The sequence below is a fragment of the Citrobacter sp. NCU1 genome (genome assembly GCF_010231475.1).
Lineage (GTDB): Bacteria > Pseudomonadota > Gammaproteobacteria > Enterobacterales > Enterobacteriaceae > Citrobacter_D.
Genome location: NZ_NRDO01000040.1, coordinates 122,369 through 137,087 on the forward strand (window position 1 = coordinate 122,369; position 14,719 = coordinate 137,087).

Below are 14,719 nucleotides of genomic sequence, written 5' to 3' on the forward strand. Positions count from 1 at the left end.
ATACTGAATTAAAAGCCGTATTATGGCTCAAGTTTGATCTGGCACAAGCTTTGTATTGTGATAATTAAACCGGCAGCCTGGTAATTTTTCATTATTGTAATATTTTTTACCATTATATAACGAATAACGCCCAGGCCTGCTTTTTCTTTTTACTGGCAATATTGCTTCAGTAATGAGTAATGCTCAGCCTGAATACGATAGCGGTAAACCGGTCGGCCTGTTACGCCATAATGAATACTGGTAAACAGAATATGACAGTTGACCAGCCAAATAAGGTATTTACGGCAGGAAACACGAGATATATTAACCTCGTTTGCCAGTTCATCAGTAGAAAATTCCATTTCCTGGTGTGCGTCAATCCACTGGCACAGTGTGCGCAGCGTTTGCGGTGTCAGCCCTTTTGGCAGACGTCGACTCTCCTGCTCACTGGAGGAACTGCCGTGAATGAGTTGGTCGAGTTCTGACTGTTCATAGTACTGACGCTTTTCCATGGCGATTTTCCGTTGCCGCCAGCCCGTCAGTGCTTCTTCGAAACGAGAAGCCTGAAACGGTTTGATCAGGTAATCGACCACGCCGTAGTGGAGGGAATCTTTGATGGTGGTGGCATCGGCCGCTGAAGATATCACAATGACATCGCATTTGTAGCCCGCGCTGTGCAGGATCGGCAACAGATCTAACCCATTTTCCTTTTGCATGTAAATATCCAGCAAAATCAGGTCAATAGGGTTTTCTCCATTGAAGATGATCTCTTTTGCTTTCTCCAGCGTGGAGGCGGTTCCGCAACAATGAAAGCCAGAGATTTGTGCAACATAGCGGCGATTTAGCTCCGCTACCATCGCATCGTCATCGACAATTAAGACATTGATCATACGAGGGTCCTCTCCCCATCCCAGGGTAACTGTACATAAAATTGTGTAAAGATCCCAGGTTCCGACTCGACGGAAATGTGACCGCCAATACTTTCAACCTGTTGTTTTACTAAAGATAAACCGACGCCACGTTCGGTTCCCTTTGACGAGACGCCTTTCTCAAAAATGTGCGCTATGCGGTCGGGTTCGATGCCCGGACCGTCATCGTTAACTTCGCAGTGTAGAAAACCATGTCGATAATGTAAGGATACGCTGATTTCACCGCCTGGCGTTTGATCGAACGCCTCCAATGCGTTATCGATCAAATTCCCCAATACGGTAATCAACACAGTAACCTGATTTTCGTTGCTGCACTCCGGCAACTGGCTTTCATTACTGATCACCAGGCTGTGCCCTAAATCGGATGTGCGATTCATCTTACTGAGTAAAAAACCTGCAATCACGGGAGATTTAATTTTTCCCAACAGCGAGCCGATCTCTTCCTGATAGTTATTCGCGGTCTTAAGAATATAATCTTCCAGCTGCTTATAACTCTTCAGGTGCAATAATCCCAGAATCACATGTAATTTATTCATAAATTCGTGGGATCGTTCACGGAGTGCGTCTGCGTAGTTGACCATGCCATCCAGTCGTTGCATGAGCTGGCGAACTTCGGTTTTGTCCCTGAAGGTTGAGATGGCGCCGATGATCTTTCCTTTGCTGCGCACCGGGACGGTGTTGATTAACAGCAACCGATCTTTGACGGTGATCTCTTCGTCGCGGCGCGGTTTACCGTCGCGGAGCACTTCGCTGAGATCCACGACCTGCGACCAGGCATGGCTGAGGGTGGAGAGCTGTGCATCGTCCTGGGATTTCCGGTAGGCGAGCAGCTCCTGCGCCGCCTGGTTTATCAATGTCACTTCACCACTGCTGTCGACAGCGATTACCCCTTCTTTCATTGATTGCAGCATGGCCTGGCGCTGTTCAAAAAGTGTGGAGATCTCGTAGGGTTCCAGGCCAAACAGAATGCGTTTTAGCACCCTAACCAGCACGTAAGCGCCTAACAGACCGACCAGTGCACCAAATAACACAGACCAGATAATGCTCCAGCGGCTGTCGTTGATTTGCTCAGTGACCCGACTGAGTTCGAGGCCAATGGCGACGACGCCGATCTGTTTATGGTTTTCGTCATAAATGGGAGTGAATACCCGCAGTGCTTTCGCCAGAAAACCGCGATTGATGGCAACATTTTCTTTTCCCTGTAGGGCCAAAAGGATGTCGTCGCCTTTAAACGGTTTGCCAATGCGTTGCGCTTCGGGATGCGAGTAGCGGGTGCTCTGCATATTGGTAATCACGACAAACAACAAATCGTTGCGCTTGCTTACTGCTTCTGCAATCGCCTGAAGACCGCTTTCTTCGGGCTTTTTCTGTAGCCCGTGGCGAATTTCCGGGGAGTCTGCCAACGTCCGCGCCACCGCCAGCGCTTTGTTCGCCAGTGCGTCACGGGTCATCTGACTGATTTGTGAGAAGTAAATCAGATGGACAACCAACAGCACGGAGAACAGCACGGCGCTGACCATCAATATCACCGTCGTACCGAGTTTCATGGGTCGTTTACGCACAGCGAGGCGTTGCAGGGAGTGTCTCATCGCAGTCCTGAATTCACGAATCGTAAGGGTATTATCCCTGATGGGCCGCGTAATTCAAAGGCGCCAGGTTTTTTCTGGCACCGGAGCAACATAATTAACGACCTGTAAAACCTCGGAATTTGCTGGCTGACCTCCTGAACCCGGTGGACATATTAAGGGGTCAGGAAGACATGGGGCGTTGGGGCGCTGGGATACGGGCCAACCTGAACGTCGGCGCCATACCAGCGGGATAACGTTTCGCGTTGCAAAACGGTGATGGGCGAACCTTCAGAGACGATCCGGCCTTCATACAGTAGCAGGATGCGATCGGCCCACAGTGCCGCCAGATTGAGATCGTGCAACACCACGCAAACGTGAAGATGCCCCTGGCGGGTGAGCGATTTAAGCAGCCGGAGCAAATGCTGCTGATGAAACAGATCCAGCGCAGAGGTGGGTTCATCAAGAAACAGCCAGCCGCGCGGCGAGCCTTCATGCCACAGCTGCGCTAGCGCGCGGGCTAACTGTACGCGCTGTTGCTCGCCGCCGGACAGCGCGGCATAGCGTCTTCCCGCCAGCGACAGACATTCGGTCAACTGCATCACCTGATGAATTACCGACGGTTCCGGTTGTTGTGTCCAGGGCATACGCCCCATCCCAATGACGCTTTCGACTGGCCAGTCGAAACCCATCTGCGTTTTCTGGAGCATCACGGCGCGGTAGCGCGCAAGGGTTTGCGCTGACCATTGCGCCAGCGGTTTGCCTGCTAACAGACAGCGACCGCGCGCGGGGGGGATATAGCCTGTAAGGAGCCGTAGCAACGTTGATTTTCCCGCGCCGTTGGGGCCAATAAGCGCCAGCAACTCCCCCTGCGTAAGGGTAAGAGAAACCTCACGAATCACGGGTCTGTTGGCGACCGCGTAGCCTATCTCTTCTGCAATGAGGCGTTCAGTCATGCTGTCCTCCCTGGCGAAAAATAAGCCACAGGAACCAGGGCGCCCCCAACATGCTGGTCAGGAGTCCGACCGGCATTTCTGCCGGGGCAACCAGCGTGCGGGCGAGCGTATCGGCAACGAGTAACAAGAACGCGCCGGCCAGCACCGAACCCGGGATCACTGCCCGATGGTCCGCGCTTAACCCCATGCGAACCACATGCGGAACAACCAGACCGATAAAACCAATGACTCCGCTGATGGCGACTGCCGCAGCGACCAGCAATGCGCTGCAGACCAGTAAAATACGCTGAACAGTGCGTACATCGACCCCCAGATAGTGGGCCTCTTCTTCGCCTAACTGCAGGAGGTTAAGCGTGGCGGCAAGACGCCAGATGATCAATACCGTGGGGAGCATCAGCGAGGTCACCGCCAGCAGCGTTGACCACTGCGCCTGACCGAGGCTCCCCATTCCCCACAGTGACAACTGGCGGAGTTGCGCATCGTTACTGAGCCACGACAGAACGCCTACCGCCGCGCCGCACAAGGCATTGATGGCGATGCCGACGAGCAGTAGCCGTGACAGCGAACCATGATGTTGTCGGCTGAGAAGAAAAATCACCATCGTCGCCATTAGCGCCCCAACGAACGCCGCCAGCATCGGGGCGTAAAGCATCAGCAGCGGAGACAAGGTGAACGGCAGCACCACCCACAGCGCAACCGCGAAAGCCGCGCCGCTGCTGATCCCGAGAAGGCCGGGGTCGGCAAGAGGATTGCGAAAAAGCACCTGCATGACACACCCTGCTAACGCCAGCGAACCGCCGACAACCAGTGCGAGCAGCACTCTGGGCAAACGAATGGTCAACCAAATCTGGCGTAAGGCATCATCGCCTTCACGCCAGAGCAGGTTCACCGGCAGGCGCAGAGCGCCAAAACCGCTCGCCAGAACTGTCGCCAGCGCCAGCATCAGCGCCAGTGTATACAGGGAGAACGTGATATGCCTTGGCATCAGGGCAATGACTCCGCTTTGCCGCGTAACTGCTGGATAGCTTGTGGCGTGCGCACGCTAAAGCCGAGGAGCGCCATGTCATCGACCGCCAGTACCTGCTTATGGCGACCGGCTGGTGTTTGCGCCAGTCCGGGCAGTTTCCACAAGTTTTCTTCGCCGCCCAGCGCCGCCAGTCCTTCCTGGGGGATCACCACAAGATCAGGCTGGCTGGCGATGATCCCTTCCTGCGAAAGCGGCTGGTAGCGAGAGAACCCCTGCATGGCGTTTTGTAATCCCGCCGCGCGAATAGCGGCGTCAGCCCCCGTTTGCTGGCCCGCCGCCATCGCACTCATCCCGCCGTGATTCAAAATAAACAGCACGCGCTTATTGAGCGGTGTTGTTGGCAGGGCCGTGATTTCCTGCTGTAACGATTTTCGCAGTTCCTCGCCTTGTGCAACCCGGTGAGTGGCCTTTGCGATGATCTGAACTTTCTCATCAATGACGCTGAGATCGTTGCGACCCGGTAGAGTAATCACCTGAACCTTGCTGTGCTCAAGTTGTTTGAGAACCAGCGAAGGCTGCGCCTGGCTGTTGGCCAGCACAAGCGTGGGGCGCATAGCGAGGAGTCCCTCGGCATTGAGTTGGCGAAGATAACCCACATCAGGCAGGGAAGTGGCCTCCTCAGGCCACTGGCTGGTGCTGTCGCGTGCGACAAGCGAGGACTGCGCCCCGAGCGCATAGACGATCTCGGTTACATCCCCTCCAAGGGTGACGATCCTATCTGACGAGGCTGCAAGCACGCTCAGCGGCAGTGCGACAATCAGGGCGAGCCATTTTTTCATGCCGCCAGTCCTTTTGGCGCAAGGGCATCTATCTGCTTACGCCATTGTGATTGCTCTGGCTCGCCTTCAGTCCGTTGACCGTAGAGTTGGGCAATTTGCGTGCCGTCATGCGCAAAGAGTTCGAGGCTGGTAACGTGACCGTCAGCAGTAGGTTTTCGCGTTACCCAGCTCTCGGCAATCTTTTCTTCCAGCAGATGCAGCGTAAAGGTCGGATTAAATATGTTCAGCCAACCTTTCATCGGCACCACTTTTTCAACGACGCCAGTGAAGATTTGTACACATCCTTTGTTACCGACGAAGACCATAATTTCATTGCCATCATGGCGGGCGGCGTTAAGGATTTCAGCCAGCGCGCTGTTCGGCACCTTGCAGGCCAGATCGTCAGAAACCTGTTCAAACGCCTGCTGACGGGTCAGATTGTGGCGTTTTAACAGCGTGAAGAACTGGTGAACGTCGGTCATCGCACGCCACTCTTTTTCAACGGTTCCCGCATCTGCCTGCGGCGCACTGGCGGGGGCGTCGGCCACTTTCAACGCCAGCGGCGGGTTCTCTTCGGTGATAAAACGATGCAAAACGCCATTCCATGCCGGGATTTCCGTGTTGTCGGTCGCGTACACTTTCAGTACAGCATCCCCATGATAATCAAAGAATTGAATGCTTTGGCGCTCACCGCGGGCGCTCGTTTCTTTGACATGGAACACCCAGGCCCACTGATTCAGAAACAGGCGCAGATCGAGCGCGCGAGGGTTAAGCACCAGCCCGGCATGGCCGCTCAGATGCTGGTGGGTGAAGGCGCCAACCTGTTCATGTACCGCGTACTCGTTGCGGCAAATGCATTTTGTTTCGCCAACGGCTTCCAACGCGGCGAGGAGTTCGCGGATGTCGCCGTGCAGTCGCCAGGCATCATGGCCGACGCGGGCAAACGCCAGTTCGGCTTCGCTGATATTCATCAGACCCGCGATATCACGCGCATATTTCCCCGGATTCTGTTCTTTTAGCTCAAGCCAGCGTGTGTAGTGATTCATTGTCTCTTCCTTCCTGATAATGGCCCCGGCGAACCGGGGCGCGATGATTACCATTGATAGCTCACGAAAACCTTGCCGTTACGACCGTCCTGCGGGATGCCCTGCGGCGACCAGTACTCTTTATCGAAGGCGTTACCCAGTACCAGCGTCGTCGTCATGCCTTTCAGTGCGTGTTGGCCCTGGTAGCTGACGTAAAAATCGTTCACGGCATAGCCCGGCTGTTTCGTGTATTCGCTGCTGATGTGCGTTGAGCGATCGGCAAAGGTGCCAACCCAGCCAACGGAGAAACCGCTTTGCGCCACCGGTACGTTGAGCTTGCTGGTGACGGTGTCCGGGTTAATGCTGGAGATATATTCGCCGGTGTCCGTATCTTTGCCTCGCGTACGGTTGTAGGCGACATCAAGGCTGAACAGGTCGGTTGTGTATTTTGTCATCACATCCCAGCCCCAGATTTTGGCGTTCGGGACGTTGTAAGACATCGTAGTGGCTGCAGCTAAGTCGACGGCCGTGGAGATATAATCCTTCGCGTTGGTATCAAAGTAGCTGGCCTTAAACTCCAGCGCGTCGTTGGACAGCATCAGGTCGTTAAAGCGCAGCCCAAAACCATATTCCTGCGTTTCGTTCGTTTCCGGGCGCAGATTCGGATTCGGTATCCAGTAGTTAGTGTAGAAGTTGCCGATAGAGAAGTGTTTTGAGTCGTTATACATTTCGCCCATTGTCGGCGCGCGGAATGCCTGAGCGTAAGAACCAAACAACATCAGCCAGTCGGTGGGGCTAATGGTCATCCCGGCACGCGATGACCATTTGTCGGCATCGACGTCATCATAACCGTCGCTGCTGCCGCGATAGTTGTCATAACGTGTGCCGCCTAGCAGGGTAACGGGCAGATCGCGTAGGGTGATTTCATCCTGTAACCAGCCTGAGCTGAAGTCGATTTTCGCTTCCGGGAATCCGGTCGTGGCTCCGCCTGGATGCTGCTCCTGGCGGTAATATTCTCCACCATACGTCAGCAGATGAGAGGCAAAAGAGTCGCTGAAAAGGCGGCTGCGGTTTTCCGCTTTTCCTCCTTTGGTCGTTTGCTTGCGAAATTCACCGGTGCTGTCGATATTCTGCGTGTTGATGCGGGCTTCAGACCAGTATGCTTTGACATCGGCGTTCAGCCAGTCATTGCCTTGCGGAGCGAGTTTATAAGACATCTGCATATCACGCTGGATCGTCGAGCGATCCACCATCGGATTACTGCCGCTTGTGGCTTCAATGGTCTGCGGATTCTTCGGCTCCTGCGCGGCATTATTGTAATAGCGCAATGAGCCGCTCAGCGACTGCGCATCGTTAATCTGCCAGGCGCCTTTTGCCAGCATATTATTGATGGACTCATCGTTGGGCGCGGTCGAACCATCACCCTGACGTAAATCGCCGCGATCGCGGCTGGACCATGCCACCAGACCGTCCAGATTCTCTGTGCGACCGAAAGCGCTGGCACCCATCCCCAGACTGTGATCGCCAGTGCCGCCCGTACCAAAGACGCGGAATCCGCTGTTTTGTCCTTCCTGGAGTAGATCTTTGGCATCGGCGGTCTCATAGGCGATGACGCCGCCCAGCGCGCCGCTACCGTACAGCAGCGCTGAAGGCCCGCGCACGACTTCAATACGCTTAATCAAGGCCGGGTCGAGAAACGTGCTGTTGAGATGCCCGGTGTCGGTTCCCTGGCGCACACCGTCAACCAAAATCAATACACCGCGGCGATCATAGCCACGCAGGTTAACATCCTGACCGTTTGTACGCCCCGTCCCGTTTAGGGTGATGCCGGGAATGGTACGCAGCAGGTCGGCAGCAGAACTGGCGGTCTGGTTTTCGGGATCGGCGGTATCAATAACACTGACCATCATTGGTGCATCGAAAGTGCTGCGGGCGTTACCGGTCGCGGTGACGGTCATATCATCTGTGGTTGCGTAGGCTGCCCCAGGTAAGGCGCTGGCGATGATGATCGCCAGTAGCGATGGGCGCAAAGAGGCAGATTGCAGGCGTAGCATAACAACTCTCCATAAGGAAATTGAAAAGTGCTGGCTGCCTGGGGTGACCTGGGTGGCTGGCGAAACAGGATGTTTTATTTAGTCAGGATCAGCTTTCCGGATTGCGTCTGGCGCAGCAGGTAATGTTGACCTTTATGTTCAATCAGCACCCATCCCTCTTCGCCAAGCAGCATCTTGCTGTCTATCTGGCGCTTAGCGCGAGAAGGGGAGAGCGGCGTAGTGTCTTTAATGTGTTGTGCTGCCATAGTGTTAAGCATACCAGGCACGTCCGTTACAAAAATGATAATGCGAATGATTATCATGAAGATCAAATTTTGGTTCAAGCGTTATTTCGCGAAATTGTGTCTGGATCAATTTTGCCAGAGGAGGAACGTCGGGCCACCCTGGGGTGGAGCCGGTGTAGGGGAAAGGTTCCATGTTGTCAAAAGCCCCGTCCCGATCGGGATACGATATTTTCCTCGCGTTTGAATTGCACTGGTGTGCTGTTGGCGTTCTGTTCCTGATCCTGGAACATGAAATTTAATGATGAAGTCTCTGGCTTTATGACCATTTTGGAATAATAGTATTCACTGTTTTGCATCTTTTAATTGTTTATCTTTTTTGTGGTTTTGGTACTCTTTTAAACATTCATCAGGACGGCCCCTGAGTGGAATTAGTGCATATTTTATAAGTCAGTTTTTGAATAACATGCTAATTGTTTTGTTTTGCCAAATAGTTTAATTAACCTGGTGTGTTGGTATTATATTATTAAAATAAACATTAACTCCACAATAAAATGCCATGATACTGAATGATATCTGGGTGTATATAGTTTCATATCATAACTTTATAGCGCTAATGATTGTTTGTTCAATCATTTAAAATACTTATATTTTATGTTGTTATATGAGAGGCTAATTGAGTGAACATTGAGAATATTGAAATGCTTGAAAAACATGATTTTGAATATTTGAAAAATATTGATTTTAATTCTGCACTCTACTTTTCTGCTGTAATGAGCTATAAGACGATATTTAATGCTAGTGTAGTGTTGAACTGTTCAGCACCAACAGTAAGTATAATGCTTAAACGCTTTTGTTCATACTTTCCCGTACCACTTTTTGAAAGAGAAGGACGTTGCCTGCGTCCAACTAAGTACGCGGTAGAGCTGGATAAAATGATTGGAGAAACCTTTTTGAAGTTTGCTCTGGCGGTGAATGACGACTCCCGTAAAACTAAAGGCGTTTGAATGAGTATTACGGTGTGCTCATCACAACAGGCCTGCGTTTAATGACATTACGATAAGCGGGTGTTACGGTTTGTTTTCCTGTGCCATTAGCTCAATAATATAATCTAACGATGATTGTACACGGAACGGCAGGTTCTTCCGGCTTCTATAAATGACATAGCAATCAATATAAATGCCCCATTCTGGGGGCAGGACGGCCTGTATTCCGGTAGTATCTTTCAGGAGTAAATCGGACGTGACCATGTACCCCATCCCATTTCGACAGCAGTTGATGGCGGTGTAAATATTGTCAAATTTTAGTTTTCCCGTAACAGCGACCGATTTTACTTCTGCCGTCTCTGCATTCGCAAACTCAAAAATATTCTCGTAACTATTATTCGCCATCGAACTTAGCAAAATGAAAGGATGGCGGGATAGCTCATCTGGCGTCGTGAAGGGATGCTGTTCATGGAATTCCGGGGTTGCAAACACATCCATCCGTATGCGCTTGACTTTCCTTGCGATCAGATTCTGATTATGTGGTGGTGAATAGGAAATCAGCATATCGCAGGAATTATTAAAGCTTACGCCTTTAAAGTAATCGGCTTTATAGTGATTAGACGTTGTTATTGTTACATTCAAATCGGGGAATCGTTGAAATAACGTCGGCAGAATGTTTTCTGCAAGATAGACCTGCATACCTGAAGGGGAAAAGATGTTTACTTCGCCAGAGGGGGCTTTTTTATAATGATCAACCAATTCAAAGAGCTCATCGTTTTCCATGATGTGCTTTCTAATACGAGGTAACAGCGTTTCGCCAAAAGCGGTCAGCCTGACAGGACGGCTCTCCCGATCAATTATTTTGATTCCTAACGTTTCTTCTACGGCCGCAATGCTTTTACTGATGCTGGCCTGAGTCAGACCAGCATTTTTCGCAGACAGACTGAAACTTTTCGTTTCAACAAGATCCAGCAGTATTTTTAAGTCTCTGATTTTTAATTGTTTCATTATGTCGGTTCTGTAAACATTGTGCCTTGTTTCCAGTGTAGATGATCTACGACCTGAAATAATTACCCGACATCACAAGGCACAATGAACAGTTTAATGGTCCAGATAGAGGTAATGCATCCAGCTGGTCATACGCAGTAATACTTTTCGCATAATGGCCACATGAGTAAAATGATCTGAGTAGACGGCAACTTGCGCGTATATACCATCCGGTAAAGCATCAATATTCTCATCAGGGTTCAGATCAATGAGGGCAAGCACTCCTTCACTACCCGGCGTGGCGGTCAATGATTGCAATGTCCCTTGAGCCTGATATGAACCACCTGGAATCGCCGGAAGCACCCCTGCCAGTTTTCCTGTAAAGACCTGGCCCGGTAAAGAGTTGAACACGATCTCGGCTTCATCTCCGGGTTTTAAACGCAACAATGAATTCTGGCGGAATTGTGCGACGATCTGTCGTTTTTGTTTGGGAATAAACACCATTACCGGACGCAGTGGTAACGCCGCCGCGAAAGTACCTGGACGAATCAATACCTGAGTGGCGTAGCCATCGCTCGGCGCACGGACAACACTCTGCTCTAAATCATATTTTGCTTCAGCAAGTTGGGCGCGCAGGCTGGCAACTTGCGATTGCTCGCCATTGAGAAGACTATCAAGCTGGCTTTTGATTTGCGCTTGCTCTGCAACGGATGACTTTACTGCCGCATCCTGAGCGAGGTAGCTTTGCCGGGCATGATCGATATCGCTTTCTGAAAACGGATTCACCTTCGCCTTACTGCCCTGTAAATAGCGTTGGTAATCTTTGTACAAACGATCGCGCAGCGCCGTTGCTGTCGCCGTATTCGCAATAGCTTCATCCAATTGTGCCTGTAGCGAATCAGCATTATGGATTGCGGTGACAAGGTCGGCTTCAAGTCTTGCAACGCGGGCCTGGAAGCGTGTCGGATCCAGTTCAAAAAGGACTTCGCCTTTTTTGATCAGTTCGTTTGGCTTATCCGTAACTGTACGCACAATACCCGTCACCTGTGGCGCAATTGGCACGGATATCACTGCTTTTTGCGCCTTAAAGGTATAAGGGTGGTTATAGTTCATTAACAGAATCAGGGCGCCAACCAAAAAGATTCCGCCCAGCGCAGCTGTTGGGATACTCCATTTATTGACAGGAATCTTGAATATTTTAAAGACCAGCCAGGCCAAAGCCACGTAAGTCAGAATAATTAATAAATCCACAATTAATTGCCTTGAGTGTTATCAGTGTCAGCGTGTTGTTGTTGCTTTTTCAATTGCCGTTCAAGTTCGGCAATTCGCAATTGCAGATTTTCATACTGCGGTTGTTGCGCAGTCTGCATTCCCCATCCACGATCGGGTCGATACAACGTGGCCCAAATCCACAAAAACGGCCACAGGACATGTAACGTGAACAGGCTTACCCATCCGGCAACATGTATGGCATCGGCATGCGGGTGGTTACGTTTTTTGGCGATTTCGTAAGGAATGTCATGAATGATAATGACACCGTAAAAAATTATCAGGAACACCAGGATTAAAACGCCAAGTGCAAAATAATTAAGGAACATACTATTCCTCCTCCCTCCGTCGGGTTGGTAAAACTAAGCTCGACCCATCTTCTTTCTTTGACGTATCACCCCTGAGTTATGGTTTTGGGGGAATAGTACCAAGGGGGGCAGCGTGGTTATGTCTCACGGGATGATAAATCCCGATATATTGTTTTGAGTCAGTACGGTTTTAGTGAATATTCTGTTAATTTTACTTGCTTCGATAATGTCTTACTTAATGGTAATGAAAGCAGGATACCTTATTCAATATGTCTCGCTAGAGTTAATCGTTTAGAATTATGGAACGATTTAAGTATATGGAATATAATGATTATAATTAAATTGCACGGTGAGTTTTTAATCGCTATTTTGTAAATGTTTCATAAGGATCTTCAAGTAAGAGAAAGGATTCTTTTTTCTGTGTTGATGATGTTTATGAAATGTGAGTAAATGTGCCTGAAAGAGAAATAAATAATTACTATTTTTAACACATCATTTGACCGCCGCCCGTGCGGTCTTTTTTTTATGCATTATTTTTTTGAGTATATATCGCTGTGTAAAGCACCGGGAAGGGCATAAATTATTGCAATAAATTCTGGAGTGGATAGCGTTAGAGAACAATCGTTTTGTACTGGGAATGTAGTTAATAACTCTGCTTAGATTTCAGTTGTAAAATCTTCTGCTGTTATACCTGATTTTCTAAGTGCGCCAGGGGTTATATTATACTTTTTGCGAAATGCCCGACAGAATGATTGCTGTGAGCTGTATCCTGCGTTTAAGGCAATATTTAGTATAGTATTCTGTGAGTTTATTATTTCGAGTGCAGAATGATTCAGGTAGATATCTTTTATAAAGCGCCCAAGCGATATTCCCGTGTGTGCTTTAAAAAAAGATTGTAGATAAAACTTTGAAAATCCAGAAATAGTGACAAGATCATCAATCTGCAACTTGTCTTCAGGTCTTTCATTAATCAATGCGATCAGTTGGTTGGAGACTTCTTTTGTAAATAAATTGTTTTTTGAACATGCCATCTATTCTTTGTTCCTACTGACTGTACACTGTTGATGTATTCAATAATCATATAATGCAATATCAATAACAACGATTATTTTCCGAAAATCCAGACTGGCGCAGCCTTTTTTTTGTGATGAATTTCGCATATTTTTATTGTTTCTATTTTTGATGGAATGTTAATTGTTTAATTAATTTAAACTATTTGGTTTTCCTGTGTGGATGAATTACCCTTAATATTGATTAAAGCGAAGTGTGCAAGATTATATATGGTGGAAAGTGTAATGAAAGAGATTCTGCGTCATGCGCTACCCCTTTCTACTTTTTATCAACATTTTTTCTTCTCAATTATCTAACGTTTTATATTAGAGATAATTAATGAAGTTGACGTTTATTCTGCCTGCGCCTCCAGGAACTGTATGGGTCGTTATATCTATTTTGTCAGTGATGATTTTATTATTCTTGACAGTATTACGTTAACTGTTCATATAGTTATCATGTCTGGCGTGTTGTGAGTGATGTAAGTCATTTGAGGTCACAGGAAATACCATTGACTTTTCCACTTTGGCATAGAACAGACATACATATTTTGAGTGACTATCTGGTTCTTCCAAAATAAACACAAGTGCTTAAGTGTGATAACCAGTGATGACGAGGGATATATGAAAAAGATAATTGCTGGAGCGCTAGTCGCTGTTTTGTCTTTCAGTGCGCAGGCTGCGGAAATGATGCTGCAAAAAGACTTTGAGAAAGTCGCTGATCAGTATGTCAACGTCGGTGAGATTTCTACATCAGGTACGACCAGTACGGCTGAGGCGAAATCTGAGCTTTCTAAAAAAGCAGATGAAAAAGGGGGAGAGATTTTCGTGATGTCTTCTGGCAACACTAATAACAAGATCCACGGAACTGCCAACGTTTACCGGAAAAGGTGAGCCTGAACTGACCCATCCCAGAGGAAGAACCTCATTCGGCGATGTTCGGCAGCGACAGAAACAGAATAAATGGGAAGAAAAGGCCTGGTGCGGGCTGAACCTCATCAAACAAGAACCCGCCTTTTCGGCGGGTTCTTTACATTTATAGTGTGCAGGGCTCTCTATATAGAAGCGTTGGTTTTAATCACAGACTGGGGCGACAAACGCAAAATCGCTATCTGTCTCTCAACACATCTCCAGCCACCCATAGCCACTTACAGTGTCCTTCTTCCCGCGTCGGTAAAATCAGGGGACGCCTGGTGATAGGAATAGATCGCTGCCTAAAAGCAAGAACCAGCCTTATTAAGGGGGCGCTATAAAGTGGTTGTACTGGCGCTGGGCTAACGCCGCAGGCATCGCACCGCAGATTATCGCGCTGTTCCCAGAGGGGCTGCTGCGATGAACATATATATGAAGGAAAAAATGAGTGTCCTTTATATATAAATGACGTGTCTCAGCAGCATAGATACACACACCGTGAGTTGTTGCGGATGGAAATATCGACATCTTTGTGGATAACTCTGTGTGTAAATGGGTATAAGGCGGGGTTTTGCTGTGGAATGCAGCAGTCAGTCATTTTTCTGTCATTTAAGGGTTGCGGGCGTCAGAGAACTCCCTATAATGCGCCTCCATCGACACGGCGGATGTGAATCACTTCACACAAACAGCCGGT

Annotated in this window: 14 protein-coding genes; 2 read left to right on the forward strand and 12 right to left on the reverse strand. The window is 49.1% G+C overall.

Translation table 11 applies throughout. From position 1 onward, the window contains the following. Positions 1-149: 149 nt before the first annotated feature. The 8 genes from dcuR to hemP all read right to left on the reverse strand — a co-directional run bounded on the left by dcuR (position 150) and on the right by hemP (position 8,538). Positions 150-869 carry a two-component system response regulator DcuR gene (gene dcuR / locus CJP72_RS13475; protein WP_162381870.1) on the reverse strand — a complete coding sequence of 240 codons (720 nt, stop codon included), beginning with the start codon at positions 867-869 and terminating at the stop codon, positions 150-152. Beyond that, positions 866-2,497: a sensor histidine kinase gene (locus tag CJP72_RS13480; RefSeq protein ID WP_162381871.1), complete on the reverse strand. Its 1,632-nt coding sequence runs from the start codon at positions 2,495-2,497 to the stop codon at positions 866-868. Before CJP72_RS13480 ends, dcuR begins: the two co-directional genes overlap by 4 nt. Before the next feature lie 152 nt (positions 2,498-2,649). Further along, positions 2,650-3,429, reverse strand: coding sequence for a heme ABC transporter ATP-binding protein (locus CJP72_RS13485; protein ID WP_162381872.1), 780 nt, complete (start codon positions 3,427-3,429; stop codon positions 2,650-2,652). After that, positions 3,422-4,414 carry a FecCD family ABC transporter permease gene (locus CJP72_RS13490; protein ID WP_162381873.1) on the reverse strand — a complete coding sequence of 331 codons (993 nt, stop codon included), beginning with the start codon at positions 4,412-4,414 and terminating at the stop codon, positions 3,422-3,424. The genes CJP72_RS13485 and CJP72_RS13490 overlap by 8 nt, the downstream gene beginning before the upstream one ends. Beyond that, positions 4,414-5,235 carry a heme/hemin ABC transporter substrate-binding protein gene (locus tag CJP72_RS13495; RefSeq protein WP_162381874.1) on the reverse strand — a complete coding sequence of 274 codons (822 nt, stop codon included), beginning with the start codon at positions 5,233-5,235 and terminating at the stop codon, positions 4,414-4,416. The genes CJP72_RS13490 and CJP72_RS13495 overlap by 1 nt, the downstream gene beginning before the upstream one ends. Then, entirely contained in the window at positions 5,232-6,260 is a 1,029-nt protein-coding gene (chuS, locus tag CJP72_RS13500; RefSeq protein WP_162381875.1) for a hematinate-forming heme oxygenase ChuS, read from the reverse strand. Before chuS ends, CJP72_RS13495 begins: the two co-directional genes overlap by 4 nt. A gap of 47 nt (positions 6,261-6,307) precedes the next feature. Continuing rightward, a complete protein-coding gene (locus tag CJP72_RS13505; protein WP_162381876.1) occupies positions 6,308-8,293 on the reverse strand; it encodes a TonB-dependent hemoglobin/transferrin/lactoferrin family receptor in 1,986 nt (661 codons plus the stop codon). 74 nt (positions 8,294-8,367) lie between these two features. Further along, positions 8,368-8,538, reverse strand: coding sequence for a hemin uptake protein HemP (gene hemP, locus CJP72_RS13510; protein ID WP_238340070.1), 171 nt, complete (start codon positions 8,536-8,538; stop codon positions 8,368-8,370). A gap of 656 nt (positions 8,539-9,194) precedes the next feature. On the opposite strand from hemP, the gene CJP72_RS13515 reads away from it, so the two are divergent. Next, positions 9,195-9,521: a LysR family transcriptional regulator gene (locus CJP72_RS13515; protein ID WP_162381878.1), complete on the forward strand. Its 327-nt coding sequence runs from the start codon at positions 9,195-9,197 to the stop codon at positions 9,519-9,521. Between the two features lie 63 nt (positions 9,522-9,584). On the opposite strand, the gene CJP72_RS13520 is transcribed toward CJP72_RS13515, so the two are convergent. The 4 genes from CJP72_RS13520 to CJP72_RS13535 form a co-directional block, all read right to left on the reverse strand. Further along, positions 9,585-10,508, reverse strand: a complete 924-nt coding sequence (locus tag CJP72_RS13520; protein ID WP_162381879.1) for a LysR family transcriptional regulator — start codon at positions 10,506-10,508, stop codon at positions 9,585-9,587. Positions 10,509-10,601: 93 nt separating this feature from the next. Continuing rightward, a complete protein-coding gene (locus tag CJP72_RS13525) occupies positions 10,602-11,738 on the reverse strand; it encodes an HlyD family secretion protein (protein ID WP_162381880.1) in 1,137 nt (378 codons plus the stop codon). Between the two features lie 2 nt (positions 11,739-11,740). Continuing rightward, a complete protein-coding gene (locus CJP72_RS13530) occupies positions 11,741-12,085 on the reverse strand; it encodes a DUF3302 domain-containing protein (RefSeq protein WP_162381881.1) in 345 nt (114 codons plus the stop codon). 635 nt (positions 12,086-12,720) lie between these two features. After that, a complete protein-coding gene (locus CJP72_RS13535) occupies positions 12,721-13,095 on the reverse strand; it encodes a helix-turn-helix transcriptional regulator (RefSeq protein ID WP_162381882.1) in 375 nt (124 codons plus the stop codon). A 642-nt stretch (positions 13,096-13,737) separates the two neighbouring features. Between CJP72_RS13535 and yahO the strand changes: the two genes are divergently transcribed. After that, positions 13,738-14,007 carry a DUF1471 family periplasmic protein YahO gene (yahO, locus tag CJP72_RS13540; protein ID WP_162381883.1) on the forward strand — a complete coding sequence of 90 codons (270 nt, stop codon included), beginning with the start codon at positions 13,738-13,740 and terminating at the stop codon, positions 14,005-14,007. Positions 14,008-14,719 lie beyond the last annotated feature (712 nt).

Coding starts and splice junctions, on each gene's coding strand:
- dcuR (WP_162381870.1), bottom strand. CDS start 869: ATGATCAATGTCTTAATTGTCGATGACGATGCGATGGTAGCGGAGCTA.
- CJP72_RS13480 (WP_162381871.1), bottom strand. CDS start 2,497: ATGAGACACTCCCTGCAACGCCTCGCTGTGCGTAAACGACCCATGAAA.
- CJP72_RS13485 (WP_162381872.1), bottom strand. CDS start 3,429: ATGACTGAACGCCTCATTGCAGAAGAGATAGGCTACGCGGTCGCCAAC.
- CJP72_RS13490 (WP_162381873.1), bottom strand. CDS start 4,414: ATGCCAAGGCATATCACGTTCTCCCTGTATACACTGGCGCTGATGCTG.
- CJP72_RS13495 (WP_162381874.1), bottom strand. CDS start 5,235: ATGAAAAAATGGCTCGCCCTGATTGTCGCACTGCCGCTGAGCGTGCTT.
- chuS (WP_162381875.1), bottom strand. CDS start 6,260: ATGAATCACTACACACGCTGGCTTGAGCTAAAAGAACAGAATCCGGGG.
- CJP72_RS13505 (WP_162381876.1), bottom strand. CDS start 8,293: ATGCTACGCCTGCAATCTGCCTCTTTGCGCCCATCGCTACTGGCGATC.
- hemP (WP_238340070.1), bottom strand. CDS start 8,538: ATGGCAGCACAACACATTAAAGACACTACGCCGCTCTCCCCTTCTCGC.
- CJP72_RS13520 (WP_162381879.1), bottom strand. CDS start 10,508: ATGAAACAATTAAAAATCAGAGACTTAAAAATACTGCTGGATCTTGTT.
- CJP72_RS13530 (WP_162381881.1), bottom strand. CDS start 12,085: ATGTTCCTTAATTATTTTGCACTTGGCGTTTTAATCCTGGTGTTCCTG.
- CJP72_RS13535 (WP_162381882.1), bottom strand. CDS start 13,095: ATGGCATGTTCAAAAAACAATTTATTTACAAAAGAAGTCTCCAACCAA.
- yahO (WP_162381883.1), top strand. CDS start 13,738: ATGAAAAAGATAATTGCTGGAGCGCTAGTCGCTGTTTTGTCTTTCAGT.